Raw genomic sequence first — 19,007 nt, forward strand, 5'->3', positions numbered from 1 at the left:
ATCGTGACTGAAACCCTCGCTCAGCTATCGACCGTGTTCCTGTACGCGGCGATGGGTCTGTACGCGGCGGCGTTCATCGCCTTCGCACTCGACCTTGCCCGCCGCGGCGCTCGAGCGACAGCGGCGGAGGCAGCAGTCGTACCCAGTGCCGTCGCCCGTCGAGCTGCGGTCGCTGCGCCCGTCGGGGCGTCGACGACCGCGGTGATCGGGAGTGGCCCGGGGGAGGCGCCGCCTCAGCCATCGTCGGCGCTCGGCCGGTTGTCGTCGCGCATCAGTTCGCGGGTTGAGGACGACCTGGTGAACGGATCGGAGAACTCCGCATCCATGCGGTGGGCGTTCGCGCTCACCATCGTGGGCTTCGCGTTCCACCTGGTCGCCGTAGTGCTGCGGGGTATCGCCGCGGCGCGGGTCCCGTGGGCGAACATGTGGGAGTTCTCGATGACGGGAACCCTCGTCATCATCGGCGTCTTCCTCGTGGCGAACCTCAGGTGGCCGATCAAGTACGTGGGCACGTTTGTCCTGGGGCTGGTCCTGGTACTTCAAGGCATCGCACTGTTGCGCTACTACGTGCCGGTCGTGCCCTTGCAGCCGGCGCTGCAGTCGTACTGGCTGGTCATCCACATCATCGTGGCCGTGCTCGGCACGGCATTCTTCGCACTCGGCTTCGCATTGTCGGGATTGCAGCTGCTGCAGTACCGGCGAGAGCGTCAGGTCGAGGAGTCGCGCCCGCAGCAGTTCCGGTTCCTGGCGACGTTGCCCAGTTCCGTCGCGCTGGAGAACCTGGCGTACCGGATCAACATCGTCGGCTTCATCGCGTGGACGTTCACGCTCATCGCCGGCGCAATCTGGGCCGAAAAGGCTTGGGGTCGGTACTGGGGATGGGACACCAAGGAGGTGTGGACCTTCATCATCTGGGTGATCTACGCCGGATACATCCACGCACGTGCCACCCGCGGGTGGCGGGGATCCCGTTCCGCATGGCTCGCGATCATCGGATTCGCGGCCGTGCTGTTCAACTTCGGGATCGTCAACGTCTTCTTCCACGGACTGCACGCGTACTCGGGGCTATGAGCCTCCGGCCTTCCGCGTGAAAGAACCCCCTCTGAGCTTCGGCTCACGAGGGGGTTCTTTCGTTCGTGCGGAGGGCACCGCAGAGACCCATGGGGTGAAGATCCGCGGAATCATGCGGAAGTCGAGCGCGACACGCCCGGGCTGCTGGCGGAATTTGCACGTCCCCGGAGGCCTGCGTAAAGTACTTACTTGTCACCCCAAAGGTGCGGGAGAGCGGAAGAGCTCCCCGGCCTCAAGCGGGACCAAATCCTTGGCTTAGCGGCAAACCTGAACTTGTATAAGTTCGCTTGCTGCGCTTAGGATTAACACCCACTCACTGAGCAGGTCTAACCGGTTCGGATCGTGTGATCGGTTGTGCCCACCACATATCGGGCCAACGAGGAACACGAAACGCCGACTTGACAAACTGACTGAGAGTGGTAAGGTAGAGAAGTTGCCTCACAGAGAAAGCCGGCAGGCTGAAAGGTGAGAGCGTCCGATCCTTGAGAACTCAACAGCGTGCACAATGTCAAATGCCAAATAACCTCTGCATTGACTTCCTAGACCTAGTCTAGTGGTCGATGCGAGATTCCTTTGGATTAGAACAGAATGTCAGTAGATATTCGAAACTAGTCAAGACAAACTCGCGGTGCGTAGACCACATTTCCTGGTCTCGCCCGCACAATGTTTCCCGGTCGCTTGCGATCGTGGAGCTAAACATTTACGGAGAGTTTGATCCTGGCTCAGGACGAACGCTGGCGGCGTGCTTAACACATGCAAGTCGAACGATGAACCTGGAGCTTGCTCCGGGGGATTAGTGGCGAACGGGTGAGTAACACGTGAGTAACCTGCCCTTGACTCTGGGATAACCTCCGGAAACGGAAGCTAATACCGGATACGACGTACGGAGGCATCTCCTGTACGTGGAAAGAACTTCGGTCAAGGATGGACTCGCGGCCTATCAGGTAGTTGGTGAGGTAACGGCCCACCAAGCCTACGACGGGTAGCCGGCCTGAGAGGGTGACCGGCCACACTGGGACTGAGACACGGCCCAGACTCCTACGGGAGGCAGCAGTGGGGAATATTGCACAATGGGCGAAAGCCTGATGCAGCAACGCCGCGTGAGGGATGACGGCCTTCGGGTTGTAAACCTCTTTTAGTAGGGAAGAAGCGAAAGTGACGGTACCTGCAGAAAAAGCACCGGCTAACTACGTGCCAGCAGCCGCGGTAATACGTAGGGTGCGAGCGTTGTCCGGAATTATTGGGCGTAAAGAGCTCGTAGGCGGTCTGTCGCGTCTGCTGTGAAAACCCGAGGCTCAACCTCGGGCCTGCAGTGGGTACGGGCAGACTAGAGTGCGGTAGGGGAGATTGGAATTCCTGGTGTAGCGGTGGAATGCGCAGATATCAGGAGGAACACCGATGGCGAAGGCAGATCTCTGGGCCGTAACTGACGCTGAGGAGCGAAAGCGTGGGGAGCGAACAGGATTAGATACCCTGGTAGTCCACGCCGTAAACGTTGGGAACTAGATGTGGGGACCATTCCACGGTCTCCGTGTCGCAGCTAACGCATTAAGTTCCCCGCCTGGGGAGTACGGCCGCAAGGCTAAAACTCAAAGGAATTGACGGGGGCCCGCACAAGCGGCGGAGCATGCGGATTAATTCGATGCAACGCGAAGAACCTTACCAAGGCTTGACATATACGAGAACGGGCTAGAAATAGTCAACTCTTTGGACACTCGTAAACAGGTGGTGCATGGTTGTCGTCAGCTCGTGTCGTGAGATGTTGGGTTAAGTCCCGCAACGAGCGCAACCCTCGTTCTATGTTGCCAGCGCGTAATGGCGGGAACTCATAGGAGACTGCCGGGGTCAACTCGGAGGAAGGTGGGGATGACGTCAAATCATCATGCCCCTTATGTCTTGGGCTTCACGCATGCTACAATGGCCGGTACAAAGGGCTGCAATACCGTAAGGTGGAGCGAATCCCAAAAAGCCGGTCTCAGTTCGGATTGAGGTCTGCAACTCGACCTCATGAAGTCGGAGTCGCTAGTAATCGTGGATCAGCAACGCCACGGTGAATACGTTCCCGGGCCTTGTACACACCGCCCGTCAAGTCATGAAAGTCGGTAACACCCGAAGCCGGTGGCCCAACCCTTGTGGAGGGAGCTGTCGAAGGTGGGATCGGTGATTAGGACTAAGTCGTAACAAGGTAGCCGTACCGGAAGGTGCGGCTGGATCACCTCCTTTCTAAGGAGCAACTGGCACCCTCGGGTGTCCAGGCGCCAGATCTGAGCGAACGTCTCAGCTGGTTAGCTCATGGGTGGAACATTGACATTGGTGCGGAGCCGATCGGCTCGAACTCAGTACATCCTTCGGGATAGGAACGGTTCGGACTGCGAAGCTTCGCACATGCACGCTGTTGGGTCCTGAGGGACCGGACCTCATCGGAACAGATGAGAACCGAATCCTCTGGACCTTTTCTTGTTGGCCATAACTCGGCCGGCGGAGAAGGTACCGCCCGTACTTTGAGAACTACACAGTGGACGCGAGCATCTTAGATTCGAACCTTCGGGTTCGGATCACAAAGATGATCTGATTTATTAGATCATTGGTCAATCTGCGTCAATTCTGCTTCGGCAGATGAGACGTCGATCGATTCTAAAACTCATGTGATTTCAAGTTTCTAAGAGCAAACGGTGGATGCCTTGGCATCTGGAGCCGAAGAAGGACGTAGCAATCTGCGATAAGCCTCGGGGAGTTGATAAGCGAACTTTGATCCGAGGATTTCCGAATGGGGAAACCCCGCTGGGCCCTTTGGGTGACCCAGTGACTCCCGCCTGAATATATAGGGCGGGTAGAGGGAACGTGGGGAAGTGAAACATCTCAGTACCCACAGGAAGAGAAAGCAAAAGCGATTCCGTTAGTAGTGGCGAGCGAAACCGGAAGAGGCTAAACCGATCATGTGTGATAGCCGGCAGGCGTTGCATGGTCGGGGTTGCGGGACTTTTCAGCAGCTTCTGCCGAACTGCAAGCGTTACAAAGGATCATAGGTGAATGGCATTGAAAGGCCAGCCACAGCGGGTGCCAGCCCCGTAACCGAAATGGTCCAATGGCGCGAAGAGTATCCCAAGTAGCACGGGGCCCGAGAAATCCCGTGTGAATCTGTCAGGACCACCTGATAAGCCTAAATACTCCCAGATGACCGATAGCGGACAAGTACCGTGAGGGAAAGGTGAAAAGTACCCCGGGAGGGGAGTGAAATAGTACCTGAAACCGTTTGCTTACAAACCGTTGGAGCCTCCTTGTAGGGGTGACAGCGTGCCTTTTGAAGAATGAGCCTGCGAGTTAGCGATATGTGGCGAGGTTAACCCGTGAGGGGTAGCCGTAGCGAAAGCGAGTCTGAATAGGGCGATTCAGTCGCATGTCCTAGACCCGAAGCGAAGTGATCTATCCATGGCCAGGTTGAAGCGACGGTAAGACGTCGTGGAGGACCGAACCCACTTAGGTTGAAAACTGAGGGGATGAGCTGTGGATAGGGGTGAAAGGCCAATCAAACTTCGTGATAGCTGGTTCTCTCCGAAATGCATTTAGGTGCAGCGTTGCGTGTTTCTTGCCGGAGGTAGAGCTACTGGATGGCCGATGGGCCCTAAAAGGTTACTGACGTCAGCCAAACTCCGAATGCCGGTAAGTGAGAGCGCAGCAGTGAGACGGTGGGGGATAAGCTTCATCGTCGAGAGGGAAACAACCCAGACCACCAACTAAGGTCCCTAAGCGCGTGCTAAGTGGGAAAGGATGTGGAGTTGCACAGACAACCAGGAGGTTGGCTTAGAAGCAGCCACCCTTGAAAGAGTGCGTAATAGCTCACTGGTCAAGTGATTCCGCGCCGACAATGTAACGGGGCTCAAGCACGCCACCGAAGTTGTGGCATTGACATTATTGGTAGGCCTTCGTGGTCCAGCCGTGTTGATGGGTAGGAGAGCGTCGTGTGGCGAGTGAAGCGGCGGTGTAAACCAGCCGTGGACGCTACACGAGTGAGAATGCAGGCATGAGTAGCGAAAGACGGGTGAGAAACCCGTCCTCCGAAAGACCAAGGGTTCCAGGGCCAGGCTAATCCGCCCTGGGTAAGTCGGGACCTAAGGCGAGGCCGACAGGCGTAGTCGATGGACAACGGGTTGATATTCCCGTACCGGCGAAGAACCGCCCAAGCTAATCCAGTGGTGCTAAGAGTCCTAATCCTGGACACGGATCCCTTCGGGGTGAAGGTCCGGGCCTAACGCTCGACCCCATGCTGGTGCGGCTAGCGTATTAACAGGTGTGACGCAGGAAGGTAGCCCAGCCGGGCGATGGTTGTCCCGGTGTAAGTGTGTAAGCCGAGGGATAGGCAAATCCGTCTCTCATATAGGCCCAGGCACGATGCGTAGTCTTCATTGACGAAATGGGTGATCCTATGCTGCCAAGAAAAGCATCGACGCGAGGTTCCAGCCGCCCGTACCCCAAACCGACTCAGGTGGTCAGGTAGAGAATACCAAGGAGATCGAGAGAATCGTGGTTAAGGAACTCGGCAAAATGCCCCCGTAACTTCGGGAGAAGGGGGGCCTGAGGCGTGAACGGACTTGCTCCGGGAGCGTTTGAAGGCCGCAGAGACCAGTGGGAAGCGACTGTTTACTAAAAACACAGGTCCGTGCCAAGTCGCAAGACGATGTATACGGACTGACGCCTGCCCGGTGCTGGAAGGTTAAGAGGAAGGGTTAGCTTCGGCGAAGCTCAGAATTTAAGCCCCAGTAAACGGCGGTGGTAACTATAACCATCCTAAGGTAGCGAAATTCCTTGTCGGGTAAGTTCCGACCTGCACGAATGGCGTAACGACTTCCCAGCTGTCTCAACCGCGAACTCGGCGAAATTGCACTACGAGTAAAGATGCTCGTTACGCGCAGCAGGACGGAAAGACCCCGTGACCTTTACTATAGTTTGGTATTGGTGTTCGGTGTGGCTTGTGTAGGATAGGTGGGAGACTTTGAAGCCGGCACGCCAGTGTCGGTGGAGTCAATGTTGAAATACCACTCTGGTCACTCTGGATATCTAACTTAGAACCGTAATCCGGTTCAGGGACAGTGCCTGATGGGTAGTTTAACTGGGGCGGTTGCCTCCCAAAAAGTAACGGAGGCGCCCAAAGGTTCCCTCAACCTGGTTGGCAATCAGGTGTCGAGTGTAAGTGCACAAGGGAGCTTGACTGTGAGACTGACAAGTCGAGCAGGGACGAAAGTCGGGACTAGTGATCCGGCAGTGGCTTGTGGAAGCGCTGTCGCTCAACGGATAAAAGGTACCTCGGGGATAACAGGCTGATCTTGCCCAAGAGTCCATATCGACGGCATGGTTTGGCACCTCGATGTCGGCTCGTCGCATCCTGGGGCTGGAGTAGGTCCCAAGGGTTGGGCTGTTCGCCCATTAAAGCGGTACGCGAGCTGGGTTTAGAACGTCGTGAGACAGTTCGGTCCCTATCCGCTGCGCGCGTAGGAAATTTGAGAGGATCTGACCCTAGTACGAGAGGACCGGGTTGGACGAACCTCTGGTGTGTCAGTTGTTCCGCCAGGAGCACCGCTGATTAGCTACGTTCGGGATGGATAACCGCTGAAAGCATCTAAGCGGGAAGCCGGCCTCAAGATGAGATTTCCATGCCTTCGGGCGAGAGGCTCCCAGCTAGACTACTGGGTTGATAGGCCGGATGTGGAAGTGGGGACTAAAGACCCATGGAGCTGACCGGTACTAATAAGCCGATAACTTGATAATCACCACTCTCATACTGTTGTAAGGCTGGTATGAGGGGCATGAGATTGCACGCGTCCACTATGTGGTTCTCGATGTACGGTCGAGAACTGATTCAAGCGAAGCTTGATCGTTCACTTTGATACATCAATAGTGTTTCGGCGGCCATAGCGAGAGGGAAACGCCCGGTTACATTCCGAACCCGGAAGCTAAGACTCTCTGCGCCGATGGTACTGCAGGGGGGACCCTGTGGGAGAGTAGGACACCGCCGGACTTCTTTGTGAGATGGCCACCCAGTGATGGGTGGCCATTTCGCGTTAACGAGGTCAGAAGCAGTACGAAGCATAGGCTGGGCTCGACCCGCCGACTCGACAGGAGAAGCCGTGAGCGACACACCGGCAGACGAGAACGCCCGGAACGAGCAGCCACGGCGTCGACAGCAGCCAGAACGGCCCGCACGAGGCGGCGACAGCTCGAGATCGCCGCGCGACGGCGACCGAGGCCGCCAAGGCGGTGCCGCTCGAGGGAACGGTGGCGCGTCACGCGACCGGTCTTCTTCGGGAGGCGCGGGGTCATGGCGCAGCGGACGATCGGACGGTTCGGATAGTGGGTATCGGCGCTCCGGCGACGCACAGTCCGGACGTGGAGGTTCGAGCGGCTACCGCGGCGCCGAACGGAACTCGCGCGGAGGATCCGACCGCGACGGTGGGGCGCGCTCCCGCGACGACCGTCAGCCCCGCGAATGGAAGCCGCGCGCCTCTAGCGACGGGGCCCGTCCCGAGCGTTCCGGCGGCTTCGCCGGCTCGCGCGGAGGCGACCGCCGCGGTGGAGCGGGAGAGCGCTCCGGCTACCGCGGCAGCGACCGTAGTCACGGCAATGACCGGAACGACCGCAGCGACCGCAACGATCGCAACGATCGCACCAGCGGATACCGAGGCGGCGAACGCGCCGCTGGATCGCGCGACGGCTACCGCGGCCGTGAAGGCGACCGCGCCGGCGGGCGCCCCTGGACCGGCGGATCCCGTGAGCGAACCGGCGATGGTTCGCCGCGTTCCAGCGCCCCGCGTTCCGGCGCTCCCCGCTCGGGTGCGCCGCGCTCCGGCGCTCCGCGTTCGGACGCGCCTCGGAGCCAGTCGGGCGGGTACCGCCGTGACGGTCAGGGCCGATCCGGCCGCGACGAGCAGCTCTGGACACGGGAAGGGCGACCGGCCCGCGGTGACAGGGATGCCCGCGATCAGGCACGCCAGTACGACGAGGATGCCGAGCGCGCTCGCGAATTGAAGTCCATCCGTCCGCGCCACGACGATCCGATCATCCCCGAAGACATCGAAGCCCGCGATCTCCCGAAGGAAGCACGCGTCGAGCTGAAGACCCTGAGCAAGGACAACGCGGACGAGGTCGCCAGGCACCTGGTGATGGCCGGCCGCCTCATCGACACCGATCCGGAGTCGGCTCATCAGCACGCGGTGTCCGCTTCGCGCCGCGCCGGCCGAGTGGCCGTGGTGCGCGAGACTCTGGCCATCACGGCGTACGCAACGGGCGATTTCGCTCTCGCGCTGCGCGAGCTCCGCACCTACCGGCGTATTTCCGGTTCGAACGACCAGCTTCCTCTGATGGTGGACAGCGAACGCGGGGTGGGGCGTCCCGACCGCGCGCTGGAACTCGGCCGCTCGGTCGAGCGCTCCACGCTGCCAGTCGATGTCCAGGTCTCCCTGGCGATCGCCATGTCCGGCGCCCGCCTCGATCTCGGTCAGCCAGAGGCCGCCCTCGCCGAACTGGAGATCCCGCAGCTGGATCCCGATCGGGCGTTCGCCTACAGCGCCGACCTCTTCCACGCGTACGCCGAAGTGCTCGAAGAGCTCGGGCGCGACGACGATGCGGTGCGCTGGCGCGACCGGGCGCAGCGCGCCGAGATCGCGCTCGATCAGGCGCACGCGGCGGACGAGCTCGAGACCGTCGACATCGTCGAGGAGGACGTCTTCTTCGAGGCGGACGACACGGACGACACGGACGAGACCGAAGAGATGGGCGAAGCCCCGAGAGAGAGCGACGACGAGCAGCACCAGGAGCTCGAGCAGGAGGGTGAGCCGGACGATGGCGCTGTTTCGACGGAGCAGTGACGCGAAGGCACCGCTCGACGGAGTCGACCTGGTCCTGGCAGACCTGGATGGCGTGGTCTACAAAGGCGCTGACGCCATCCCGTATGCGGTCGAGAGCCTGAACGACGCGACCGCAACCGCCCGAGTCGGTTACATCACCAACAACGCATCCCGAACGGATGCCGCGGTGGCAGAGCACCTCGCCGAGCTCGGGCTGAAGGTGCAGCCGTCCGACGTCGTCACGTCACCGCAGGCGGCCGTCCGGCTGCTCGCCGCTCACGTGCCGGCGGGCTCGAACGTGCTGGTCGTCGGGGGAGACGGCCTCGTCGACGAGGTCGAAAAGGGCGGGTTCACCGTTACTCGCTCCGCCGAAGACGAGCCTGCTGCGGTCATCCAAGGGTTCTCACCCGAGATCGGATGGACGCACCTGGCAGAGGCAGCGTTCGCCCTCCAAGGGCGCACCGATGAGGAGCGTCCCTGGATCGCGACGAACACCGACTGGACCATTCCTGTCGCGCGGGGCATCGCTCCGGGCAACGGGACGCTGGTGTCCGCGGTACACACCGCCGTCGGACGGCTGCCGTTGGTCGCGGGGAAGCCCGAGCGGGCGATCTTCGATGAGGCGGTGACGCGCTTCGCGGCGCAGAAGCCGCTCTTCATCGGGGACCGGCTGGACACCGACATCCTCGGGGCGAACCGCGCGGGGATCGACTCCGTGCTCGTGCTGACCGGGATCGACCGCGGCAAGCAGCTGCTCGCGGCGGATGCGGACTCGCGTCCCACCTACATCCTCGGCGACCTCCGGGGGCTCAGCGAGCCGTACCCGGAGGTGAAGACGGCGCGCGACGGCGCGGTGACTGTGCGCGAAGCGACCGTCGCCATCGAGGGCAACGACGTGCGCATCCGGTCCGAGGGTTCCGACGAGTTGGACCTGCTGCGGGCGGCGTGCGCCGCCATCTGGAACTCGGGGCGCGCGATCTACGGGCTCGAGGTGCCGGAGCGGCTCTACCTCTGACCCGCCTCAGAGCGCGACACCGTGCTCCAGGATGCGGTGGCACCGCCTGACCCGGTCGAGCCACCACTCGGAGCGCTCGTCATCGGCGCGCAGCGTATCCAATCGGCTCGCGGACACGGTCGGCCGGACGACGGGGATGCTCCCGTCGACGGGGACCAGCGGCTCGTCGGCGACATCGTCCACGAATAGGGCGACGGTGCCCAGCCCGCAATCGAAATCGAGTTCGGGCAGGGCGGCCGCCAGGTGCGCGCCCATCGCGATGCCCACCGACGTGTCGAGCGCGCTTGACACCACGGCGGGCAGACCGGCCGCTGCGACGATCCGCTGGGCCGCGTGGATGCCGCCGAGAGGCTGCGCCTTCACCACGATCAGGTCGGCGGCCCCGGCTTCGGCGACGGCGAGGGGATCGGCGGCCTTCCGTACGCTCTCGTCGGCGGCGATCGGGATGTCCATGTAGTGGACGCGACGGCGCAACTCGGCGAGTTCGTCGACGGTGGCGCACGGCTGCTCGACGTACTCGAGATCGAAGGGTGCGAGCGAGTGGATGGCGTGCTCGGCCTCGTCGAGGTTCCACAGCGCGTTCGCGTCCACACGTATCCGGCCCTCGGGGCCGAGCGCCTCGCGCACGGCGCGAACGCGGGCGACATCGTCGGCGAGGGTCTGTCCGCGCTCAGCCACTTTCACCTTGGCGGTTCGAGCGCCGGGGAAGCGGGCGAGCACGGCTGCCACGTCTTCAGCCGGCACGGCGGGAACCGTCGCGTTGACGGGGATGCGCCGACGAAGAGGCTCAGGCACTGCGCGCCAGCCGAAGTCGACGGCCGCATGGAGCCAGGCCGACGCCTCCTCGTCGTCGTATTCGACGAAGGGTGAGAACTCCGTCCACCCCTCCGGGCCCTCGAAGAGCACGGCCTCGCGGACCGTGATGCCGCGGAAACGGGTGGTCATCGGCAGGGAGACCACCCGGGCAGTTGCCAACAGGTCGGCCAGTTCGGGCAGCATTCCACAAGTTTTGCACGCCACGGTCGCGCCGGGACGGTGAACCGTAGGCTGGATCCATGCAAGCGGACGTCTCAGAACTCTTCGACCCCGACGTGTGGCGCGAGGTCCCCGGCTTCGGCGGGCTCACCGACATCACGTATCACCACGACGTCAGCGGGCGCATCGCACGCGTGGCCTTCAACCGCCCCGAGGTCAGGAACGCGTTCCGCCCGCACACGGTGGACGAGCTCTATTCGGCGCTGGAGGACGCGCGGACGAACCCTCGGATCGGTGTGGTGCTGTTGACGGGCAATGGGCCGAGTCCGAAAGACGGTGGATGGGCCTTCTGCTCGGGAGGCGATCAACGCATCCGCGGGCGCGACGGGTACAAGTACGCCGAAGGCGAGACCGCGTCGAGTATCGACGCGGCACGTGGCGGGCGCCTGCACATCCTCGAGGTGCAGCGCCTGATCCGCTTCATGCCGAAGGTGGTGATCGCCGTGGTTCCCGGCTGGGCGGCGGGAGGGGGCCACTCGCTCCATGTGGTCTGCGACCTCTCGATCGCGAGCGCCGAGCACGGGCGGTTCAAGCAGACGGATGCCGACGTCGGCTCGTTCGACGCCGGCTACGGTTCGGCGTACTTCGCACGGCAGGTGGGCCAGAAGGTCGGTCGGGAGGTCTTCTTCCTGGCGCGCGAATACTCGGCCCAGCGGGCGTACGAGATGGGTGCCGTCAACGCCGTGGTGCCGCACGAGCAGCTGGAGACGGTCGCGCTGGAGTGGGCGAACGAGATCCTGACGAAATCGCCGACCGCCATCCGCATGCTGAAGTACGCGTTCAACGCCGTCGACGACGGGCTCGTCGGGCAGCAGCTGTTCGCCGGGGAGGCGACCCGACTCGCCTACGGAACGGATGAAGCCGTCGAGGGAAGGGACGCGTTCCTTCAGAAGCGGGATCCGGACTGGTCGCCGTTCCCGTGGCAGTACTGAGGCGGCCCGCCATGACGCGATCCGTGCGGGTGGTCGATGCCGCGCATCCGGCAGAGGTCTACATCGCGCTGCGTGAGGCCCTGACCGGCGGTGGAGATGCTCTCGTCCCGCGAAGTGCCGGCGGGAAGTCGGGAGGTGGGCCCGACCGGGAGATCTGGCCGTCGGACGGGGACCGCGTGGCGCAGAATGTTGCGCTCATCATCGAGACGTCCGGGTCGACCGGCGTGCCGAAGCGGGTGGCGCTGTCCGCCGACGCGCTGCTGGCGAGCGCAGCCGCCTCGGCCGGTGCGCTCGGAGGGCAGGGCCAGTGGTTGCTCGCGCTTCCCGCGCACTATGTCGCGGGCGCCCAGGTGCTGGTGCGGTCACTGGCGGCCGAGACGGAGCCCGTGCTCTACGGCCCCGGGCGCTTCGATCCGGAACGGTTTGCGGAGGTCGCACGCGAGCTGCGGCACGACCTGCGCTACACATCGTTGGTCCCCGTGCAGCTCGGGCGCCTGATCGACGCGGTCGAAGAAGGGTCGACAGCGGTCGCTGACGCGCTGCGCCGATTCGACGGCATTCTCGTCGGCGGGCAAGCCCTCAGCCCAGCGCTTCGCGAGCGCGCGGAAGCCGTGGGCGCGCGGATCGTCACCACCTACGGATCGAGCGAGACGGCCGGAGGATGCGTCTACGACGGCATCCCGATCGGGACGACGGTTGTGCGTGAGGCTGAGGGACGGCTCGAGATCTCAGGGCCGGTGCTCGCGGAGGGATACCTCGGCGACGCGGAGCGGACGGCATCCACTTTCCACGAACGCGACGGCGCGCGGTGGTATCGCACGGGCGACCTCGGGCAGGTCGACGCCGGCGGCCGGGTGCAGGTCTTCGGACGGGCGGACAACGTCATCATCTCCGGCGGCGAGAAGGTGCTGCTCGACGCGGTGGAGCGCGTCGTGAGAGAACTGCCGGGGTTGGCCGATTCGGTCGTGGTCGCAGCGCCGCATCCGGATTGGGGACAGGTTCCGGTTGTCGTCGTGGAGGGCGGCGCAGGCCCGCGGCTCGAGGTCGTCCGCGAGGTGCTCGCGGATCGACTGGGGCGGGCTGCCGCACCCGACAGGATCATCGTGGTCGATCAGATCGCCCGTCTCGACAGCGGCAAGCCGGATCGAGTCGCGCTCTCGGCGCTCGCCGAAGAGCGAGAGGCATAGCGGATGTTGTTACGATTCGCTCTGTGATGAGTCAGAACAAGCCACGCATGCAGCGGATGGGCCCGCCGACTGCGCGCGGACCGCGAGGCGGCCGAAGCGGCCGACCGGGAGCCGCTGCCGCCAACGTGAAGCCGGCGACCACCGCCGACTGGATCGCCGGAGCGCGACTGCGGACACTGCCGCTGGCCGTCGCACCTGTGCTCATCGGTGTCGGGGCCGCCAAGATCGCCGACGGCCCGGGTGTCTGGCACCCGGTCCGATCCTTGCTGTGCCTCGCGGTCGCGGTGCTGCTGCAGATCGGTGTGAACTACGCGAACGACTACTCCGACGGCGTGCGGGGCACGGATGAATTCCGCGTCGGGCCTGGTCGCCTCACCGGGTCCGGCAAGGCTGCGCCGCGAGCGGTGCTCACCGTCGCCCTCGTCTTCTTCGGCTTGGCTGCGGTGGCCGGCCTCATTCTCGTCATCCTCACCCAGCACTGGTGGGTACTGCTCATCGGCGCCGCGGCGATCGCGGCGGCATGGTTCTACACCGGCGGCAAGCGGCCCTACGGGTACTACGGCCTGGGCGAAGTGTTCGTGTTCGTCTTCTTCGGGCTCGTCGCGACAGCGGGCACCACGTTCATGCTGGCGGGGGTCGTCAACCAGGAGGCCTGGTACGGCGGAGTGATCGCCGGCCTCATCGCCTGCGCTGTACTCATGGTCAACAACATCCGGGACATCGAGCCGGACCGGCTGGCGCGTAAGCGGACGCTCGCCGTCCTACTCGGCAGCATCGCATCCCGGATCGTCTTCTGCGTGTTGCTGCTGGCGCCGTTCTGCATCCTCGCGGTCCTCGCGCTCTTCTACCCGTTCGCCTGGTTCGGGATGTTCGCGCTGCTGACTGCGCTTCCCGCTTGCGTGATCACGCTGTTCGGCCGGTCGCCGCGCGAGTTGGTCACCGCGCTGCAGCTCACCAGCATCACCGGGCTGCTCGTGGGAATCGCGCTGGGCGCCGCCTACGCGTTCTGACCGTGCTGGCCGCGCTCGGTCTGGGTGTCGGTGTCGGGTTTGGGGTCGGCCTCAATGTTGGCGTCGTCCGCATCGAGAGCCGCGTCCTCCGCGTCGTCGTCCTCCGACCGGACCGGCTTCTCCCGGTGGCGGACGGCGTACAGCTCTGACGAGACGGCGTTCCGCGGACGGCTCAGGAAGATGTACGACAGGCACAATCCGATGAGCGCTGCGGCGATGACCGCGAGCCACCAGACGAGCCCGAGGAGGAGCAGGATCGCGAGCGGCACCGCGAACACCAAGAGGCGCAGCACGGTGTAGGTGATCCAAGAGGGAATCCGCTTCACCCTCCCAGCTTAGAGACCGTCTCTGAGAGTTACGATTGACCCATGGTTCGCCTCTGGATAGCCCTCGGCGTCGCAGCCGTGGTGTTCTACATCTATTCGGTGGCAGACTGCGCCCTTTTCGACCGTTCTCGAGTGCGTGGCCTTCCGAAGCCCGTGTGGCTGCTCGTCATCATCCTGTTCCCCGTCATCGGCGGCATCCTCTGGTTCCTGATAGGCCGGGGCCGCCGCAAGGCCAACCTCGCACGCCGTGTGACCGCGCCAGACGACGACCCGGAGTTCCTCGGTAAATTGCGGATGGACCACGACCAGGAAGAGCGCATCCGGCAGTTGGAGAAGGAGCTCTCCGAACTCGACGACAACCCTCCCGACAACGACCAGACCGGCCGACGGGATGGGTGACGGCGCGAAACGCACCGGCAACCCTGCCACCGACTTCTCGCTCGCACTCCTCAGCGCTTTCGTACGCAACGGCGTCCGCGACATCGTCGTGAGCCCCGGGTCGCGCTCGCAAGCACTCGCTCTGGTCGCGGCGGAACTCGAGCGGTCAGGCTCCTCGCGCCTTCACGTGCGGATCGATGAGCGATCGGGCGGCTTCCTCGCGCTCGGCCTCGCGCGCGAGACGAGAGCGCCGGCCGTCGTCATCACCACGAGCGGGACAGCCACGGCCAACCTCCACCCGGCCGTCCTCGAAGCGCACGAGGCGGGCATCCCGCTGATCGTCGTCACCGGGGATCGTCCGACCGAGCTCCGCGGCATCCGGTCGAACCAGACCACGCAGCAGGACGGCCTCTATGCTTCTGCGGTCCGGGCGTCCCACGATGTGGAGGCTCCGACGGGCGCGCCGGATGAGGCCGAGCGCGCCGCGGCGCTCGCCGAGGCGGCCGTCCGGGCCGCGGTCGGCGCCGAGACGGCCGACCCGGGACCGGTGCATGTGAATGTGGCGTTCCGGGAGCCTCTCTCCGTCGCCGTTCCGCCGCTGGCGGAGCCCGTGACTGGAACCCTTCCGACGATGGCGGGTCCGCACGCGCTGGGCAGGCAGATCGTCGCTGTCGACGGTGGCCCGCGCACGGTGGTCGTCGCCGGGGCCGACGCCGGCATCCACGCCGAAGAGCTCGCCAGGGAGGGCGGATTCCCTCTGCTCGCCGAGGTCTCGAGCGGGGCGCATTTCGGGCCCAACCTGGTGGTCTCCTATCGCGAATTGCTCCGCGACGAGTCGTTCGGGGGCGCGGTGGAACGCGCCATCGTCTTCGGCCACCCCACGCTGAGCCGTGAGATTCCCTCGCTCCTCACCCGGGACGACGTCGAGCTCCTTGTCGTCGCGCCCACGGGCGAGCAGGCGTACAACCCCGGGCGCCGTGCCCGAATCGTCGGTGGCGTGCGCGTGGGCGACGGGATCGACGTGCGGTCGCCCGAGGTCCGCGGGTGGGTGGGCCGCTGGGTATTCGCGAGCAGGCGCATCGCCGAGCAGACCGAGCGAGAAGCGGGGCCTGCGGCCGTCGCCCCGGACGTCGAGAAGGCTCGTTCGTTCGAGCCCGCCGACGCGCTGGCCTTCGCTGCCGCGGAGCTCGCGGCCGTGCGAGCACCAGTCACGCGGGCGCTGCTCGCAGAGGCCCTGTGGCGGTACACCTGGCCGCACGACCGTCTCGTCCTCGGTGCATCACGCCTCATCCGTGACGTCGACCGGATCGTCCCGGGCAAGAAGATCGCCGTCCACGCCAACCGCGGGCTCGCGGGGATCGACGGAACCATCGCCACAGCGCTGGGGATCGCGGTCGCCAGCCAGGCGGCAGCGAGAGAAGCGGAGACGCCGAGCGGTGTGACCCGGGTGCTCCTCGGCGACCTGGCTCTGCTGCACGACGCGGGGTCTCTGCTCGTGGTGGACGGCGAGCACCGGCCCCACCTTCAGGTCGTCGTCGGCAATGACGGGGGCGGCACGATCTTCGACGGACTCGAGGTGGCCGGCACCGCGCCCGCGGAGGCATTCGATCGCGTCCTCTTCACACCCCACTCGGTGGACCTGGCGGCGCTCGCGAAAGCGTACGGCTGGCACCACAGTGTCGCGCGGACCAAGGGAGAGCTCGATCAGGCCTTGTCGGCGCCACCGGCCGGTGTCAGCATTCTGGAGATCCCCCTCACCCGCTGATCGGTAGGAGAAACGACGTGGCTGCATCCGGGCTCCCCGAGCCGATCCAACAGTTCATCGATACTACGAACGCCGGCGACTCCGACGGCTTCGTGAACCTCTTCACCGATGACGCCTACCTCAATGATTGGGGGCGTGAGTTCCACGGACACGACGGCGTCCGCAGCTGGGATCGCACCGACAACATCGGGAAGAAGTCGCACTTCCAGTTCGTGGACTACCGCGACGGTGGCGAGCCCGACACGTACGTCGTCACGCTGAAGGTGACCGGCGACGGATTCAACGGAACCGGTCCCATGGAGTTCGTGCTCAGGGACGGACGGATCGCGAGTTTGCGCATCAGCTAGGGGACCGCACAAGCCGCATCCACTCGGCCGTAGCTGGTGTTGGAGAGACCGCACAACGAATGCTGTGGTTCGCTAGCGGATCACTAACATGATCGCGTGCACATGATCTTCCGGACGATGCTTCACGCGATCATCTCGCGTCTCGGTGCGCGGCTCGGCCACTGGGATGTGGCGCGGACGAGGTTCCGCGTCCTGCCGACCGACCTCGACATCCTCAAGCACATGAACAACGGCGTATACCTCTCTATCGCCGATATCGGCCGCTTCGACCTGCTGCAGCGCAACGGCGTGTGGGCGATCTTCAAGGAGCGCGGCTGGTACCCCGTCGTCGCCTCGGAGACGATCTCGTTCCGCAAGTCGCTCGAACTCTGGCAGCGGTTCGTCGTCGAGTCCCGCATCCTGGGCTTCGACGAGAAGGCCGTCTATGTTGAGCAGCGCTTCACCGTCGATGGAGAGATCTACACGCAGGCGTTCATTCGCGGACGATTCCTCAAGCGCAGTGGCGGCGTGGTCACGATCGACGAACTGCTGGATGCGGTGGGTCCGTCGCCTACGGACGTCACCGTGCCACAGTGGCTACGCGAGTGGGGAGCCGACGCGGCCCTCCCCTCGACGCGGGCGGAAGCGCCCAGCGTCTGGAGCGAGTGACCGGTCGGCCTCCCTCGTGAGATCAGGCCGGTTGATTCAGGCTGGAATCAGGCGGCCCGAACGCGAACACCCGCTCCGGATCCCACTGCTCCCGCGCAGACCGCAGCCGTTCGAAGACCGCGGGCGGCCAGACCTTCTCGAATGCGGCCTTGTCGGCGAGGTCGCCGGCGAAGTTCACGTTCGTGATCGCCGACACCCGACCGCCGAGGGCTTGCGCGATCGCGAGAGCGCGGGCTGGGGCGGCCTCCGCGAAGGTCGACGGATCGCCCGCCAGCAGACTCAGGGTGTACCCGCTGTCGCGACCGCCGACCGAGGTTCCATCCTCCGGGTCGCGAGCGGTCGCGCCGCCGATCTGGCGAAGCTCGACCGCGAGGAACGGCGCACCGGAGCCCGGCCCCGCGAGTTCCAGGATGACGTCGCCCGCATCCTGATCGAAGGTGTCGAGCATGAGGCCGCGGATCCAGGTGGGGCCGCCCTCCTCCGGGTCGTTGTGGATGCTCGCGACGGCGGTGGCCGGCATCTCGGCCACGAAGTCGAGGTAGACCGGCGCCGCATCCCGGATCGGCGCGAAGAGACGTTCGCCTTCGACCGGATCACCGGGATAGGCGAAGCGGACGCTGAGGACGGTGCGGCCGCGCAGGGGCGGGGGCGGACCATCCATGTCCGGCACGTTCAGGAGGACGACGGAGGTGGTCGCTTCGTCGGGGAGGTCGGCCGACCAGTCGATCCAGGCGCGGAACGCGGGCTCGATCGCATCCCCTTCGAAGAAGACGCTGCCGCCGTAGAGGGAGCGGAGCGAGACCAGCTCGAGGAGCATCTCCGTGACGACTCCGAGGCCGCCCTTTCCACCCCGGAGGGCCCAGAAGAGGTCGGTGTTGGTCTCGCCGTCGGCCGTGACGACCGTGCCGTCGGCGGTGACCACGCGGAACCCGCGCACCCAGTCGGCGGTGAAGCCGAATTGCCGAGCGAGCGGGCCGATCCCGCCGCCGAGGCTGTACCCCACGGCGCCGACGCTGGTCGATGAGCCGGTGATCGGCGCGAGCCCGTGCTCGGCCGCAGCGACGATGACCGGCGCCCAGCGGACGCCCGCGCCGATGCGCGCGAGCCGCGTTTCCGGATCGACGGAGAGCTGGTCGATACCGCGGGTCGAGATGATCATCCCTCCGGAGATCGGGGCCTCGGCCCCGTGCCCGGTCGCCTGCACGCGGACCGGGATGCCGGCCTCGCGGGCGAAACGCACCGCTTCGACGACGTCGCCCTCGGTCGCGACGGCGACGACGATGTCCGGATCATGGCGGATCGCCGGGTTGAAACAGGACACCTCAGCGGCGAGCCCCTCCTCGCCGCGGGTGTAGATGGTTCCGGTGACGGCCTCGCGCAAGCGCGCGACAGCGGTCGTATCGAGTTCGATTCCCATGGGGGAAATGTAGGGGAGACGACCGACATACGGGAAGA

Annotated in this window: 13 protein-coding genes and 3 rRNA genes; 13 read left to right on the forward strand and 3 right to left on the reverse strand. The window is 64.6% G+C overall.

From position 1 onward, the window contains the following. Window positions 1–3 precede the first annotated feature (3 nt). From ccsB to AB4Z18_RS12610, 6 genes are all read left to right on the forward strand, one after another. A complete protein-coding gene (ccsB, locus tag AB4Z18_RS12585; RefSeq protein WP_441783080.1) occupies window positions 4–1,071 on the forward strand; it encodes a c-type cytochrome biogenesis protein CcsB in 1,068 nt (355 codons plus the stop codon). A gap of 699 nt (window positions 1,072–1,770) precedes the next feature. Next, window positions 1,771–3,294: ribosomal RNA gene (locus AB4Z18_RS12590) — 16S ribosomal RNA — on the forward strand. Between the two features lie 426 nt (window positions 3,295–3,720). Then, window positions 3,721–6,834 (forward strand): 23S ribosomal RNA (locus AB4Z18_RS12595). Window positions 6,835–6,967: 133 nt separating this feature from the next. Next, window positions 6,968–7,084, forward strand: a 5S ribosomal RNA gene (rrf, locus tag AB4Z18_RS12600). Together the 16S, 23S and 5S rRNA genes form the textbook arrangement of a ribosomal RNA operon. A 1,003-nt stretch (window positions 7,085–8,087) precedes the next feature. Beyond that, complete coding sequence (locus AB4Z18_RS12605) at window positions 8,088–8,930, forward strand: hypothetical protein (protein WP_441783081.1); 843 nt, start codon at window positions 8,088–8,090, stop codon at window positions 8,928–8,930. Beyond that, window positions 8,905–9,924: an HAD-IIA family hydrolase gene (locus AB4Z18_RS12610; RefSeq protein ID WP_441783082.1), complete on the forward strand. Its 1,020-nt coding sequence runs from the start codon at window positions 8,905–8,907 to the stop codon at window positions 9,922–9,924. Before AB4Z18_RS12605 ends, AB4Z18_RS12610 begins: the two co-directional genes overlap by 26 nt. A gap of 6 nt (window positions 9,925–9,930) precedes the next feature. Here the strand turns inward: AB4Z18_RS12610 and AB4Z18_RS12615 are convergent, their stop codons facing one another. After that, window positions 9,931–10,923, reverse strand: coding sequence for an o-succinylbenzoate synthase (locus tag AB4Z18_RS12615; protein ID WP_441783083.1), 993 nt, complete (start codon window positions 10,921–10,923; stop codon window positions 9,931–9,933). A 56-nt stretch (window positions 10,924–10,979) separates the two neighbouring features. Here AB4Z18_RS12615 and AB4Z18_RS12620 point away from each other — a divergent pair, with 56 nt between their 5' ends. From AB4Z18_RS12620 to AB4Z18_RS12630, 3 genes are read left to right on the forward strand one after another with little or no spacing between them, the layout of a single operon-like run. Then, complete coding sequence (locus AB4Z18_RS12620) at window positions 10,980–11,891, forward strand: 1,4-dihydroxy-2-naphthoyl-CoA synthase (RefSeq protein ID WP_441783084.1); 912 nt, start codon at window positions 10,980–10,982, stop codon at window positions 11,889–11,891. Window positions 11,892–11,902: 11 nt separating this feature from the next. After that, complete coding sequence (locus AB4Z18_RS12625; RefSeq protein ID WP_441783085.1) at window positions 11,903–13,078, forward strand: AMP-binding protein; 1,176 nt, start codon at window positions 11,903–11,905, stop codon at window positions 13,076–13,078. A 26-nt stretch (window positions 13,079–13,104) separates the two neighbouring features. Continuing rightward, window positions 13,105–14,088: a 1,4-dihydroxy-2-naphthoate polyprenyltransferase gene (locus AB4Z18_RS12630; RefSeq protein WP_441783086.1), complete on the forward strand. Its 984-nt coding sequence runs from the start codon at window positions 13,105–13,107 to the stop codon at window positions 14,086–14,088. Here the strand turns inward: AB4Z18_RS12630 and AB4Z18_RS12635 are convergent. Further along, window positions 14,076–14,414 carry a DUF4229 domain-containing protein gene (locus AB4Z18_RS12635; RefSeq protein WP_441783087.1) on the reverse strand — a complete coding sequence of 113 codons (339 nt, stop codon included), beginning with the start codon at window positions 14,412–14,414 and terminating at the stop codon, window positions 14,076–14,078. The genes AB4Z18_RS12630 and AB4Z18_RS12635 overlap by 13 nt on opposite strands. A 42-nt stretch (window positions 14,415–14,456) precedes the next feature. Here AB4Z18_RS12635 and AB4Z18_RS12640 point away from each other — a divergent pair, with 42 nt between their 5' ends. From AB4Z18_RS12640 to AB4Z18_RS12655, 4 genes are all read left to right on the forward strand, one after another. Further along, window positions 14,457–14,813 (forward strand): PLD nuclease N-terminal domain-containing protein, encoded by a 357-nt coding sequence (locus AB4Z18_RS12640; protein WP_441783088.1) that lies wholly within the window; start codon window positions 14,457–14,459, stop codon window positions 14,811–14,813. After that, complete coding sequence (gene menD, locus AB4Z18_RS12645) at window positions 14,806–16,557, forward strand: 2-succinyl-5-enolpyruvyl-6-hydroxy-3-cyclohexene-1-carboxylic-acid synthase (protein ID WP_441783089.1); 1,752 nt, start codon at window positions 14,806–14,808, stop codon at window positions 16,555–16,557. Before AB4Z18_RS12640 ends, menD begins: the two co-directional genes overlap by 8 nt. Window positions 16,558–16,574: 17 nt before the next feature. Beyond that, on the forward strand, window positions 16,575–16,904 hold the full coding sequence (locus AB4Z18_RS12650) for a nuclear transport factor 2 family protein (protein ID WP_441783090.1): 330 nt from the start codon (window positions 16,575–16,577) through the stop codon (window positions 16,902–16,904). A gap of 102 nt (window positions 16,905–17,006) precedes the next feature. Continuing rightward, entirely contained in the window at window positions 17,007–17,552 is a 546-nt protein-coding gene (locus AB4Z18_RS12655) for an acyl-CoA thioesterase (protein WP_441784001.1), read from the forward strand. A gap of 22 nt (window positions 17,553–17,574) precedes the next feature. On the opposite strand, the gene AB4Z18_RS12660 is transcribed toward AB4Z18_RS12655, so the two are convergent. Beyond that, the gene (locus AB4Z18_RS12660) at window positions 17,575–18,969 is read right to left on the reverse strand and encodes an FAD-binding oxidoreductase (RefSeq protein ID WP_441783091.1); all 1,395 of its coding nucleotides are present in this window, start codon (window positions 18,967–18,969) and stop codon (window positions 17,575–17,577) included. Between the last annotated feature and the right edge of the window lie 38 nt (window positions 18,970–19,007).

This window comes from Leifsonia sp. 2TAF2, assembly GCF_052115085.1.
Lineage (GTDB): Bacteria > Actinomycetota > Actinomycetes > Actinomycetales > Microbacteriaceae > Leifsonia.

Coding starts and splice junctions, on each gene's coding strand:
- AB4Z18_RS12610 (WP_441783082.1), top strand. CDS start 8,905: ATGGCGCTGTTTCGACGGAGCAGTGACGCGAAGGCACCGCTCGACGGA.
- AB4Z18_RS12615 (WP_441783083.1), bottom strand. CDS start 10,923: ATGCTGCCCGAACTGGCCGACCTGTTGGCAACTGCCCGGGTGGTCTCC.
- AB4Z18_RS12620 (WP_441783084.1), top strand. CDS start 10,980: ATGCAAGCGGACGTCTCAGAACTCTTCGACCCCGACGTGTGGCGCGAG.
- menD (WP_441783089.1), top strand. CDS start 14,806: ATGGGTGACGGCGCGAAACGCACCGGCAACCCTGCCACCGACTTCTCG.
- AB4Z18_RS12630 (WP_441783086.1), top strand. CDS start 13,105: ATGAGTCAGAACAAGCCACGCATGCAGCGGATGGGCCCGCCGACTGCG.
- AB4Z18_RS12640 (WP_441783088.1), top strand. CDS start 14,457: ATGGTTCGCCTCTGGATAGCCCTCGGCGTCGCAGCCGTGGTGTTCTAC.
- AB4Z18_RS12660 (WP_441783091.1), bottom strand. CDS start 18,969: ATGGGAATCGAACTCGATACGACCGCTGTCGCGCGCTTGCGCGAGGCC.
- AB4Z18_RS12655 (WP_441784001.1), top strand. CDS start 17,007: ATGATCTTCCGGACGATGCTTCACGCGATCATCTCGCGTCTCGGTGCG.
- AB4Z18_RS12625 (WP_441783085.1), top strand. CDS start 11,903: ATGACGCGATCCGTGCGGGTGGTCGATGCCGCGCATCCGGCAGAGGTC.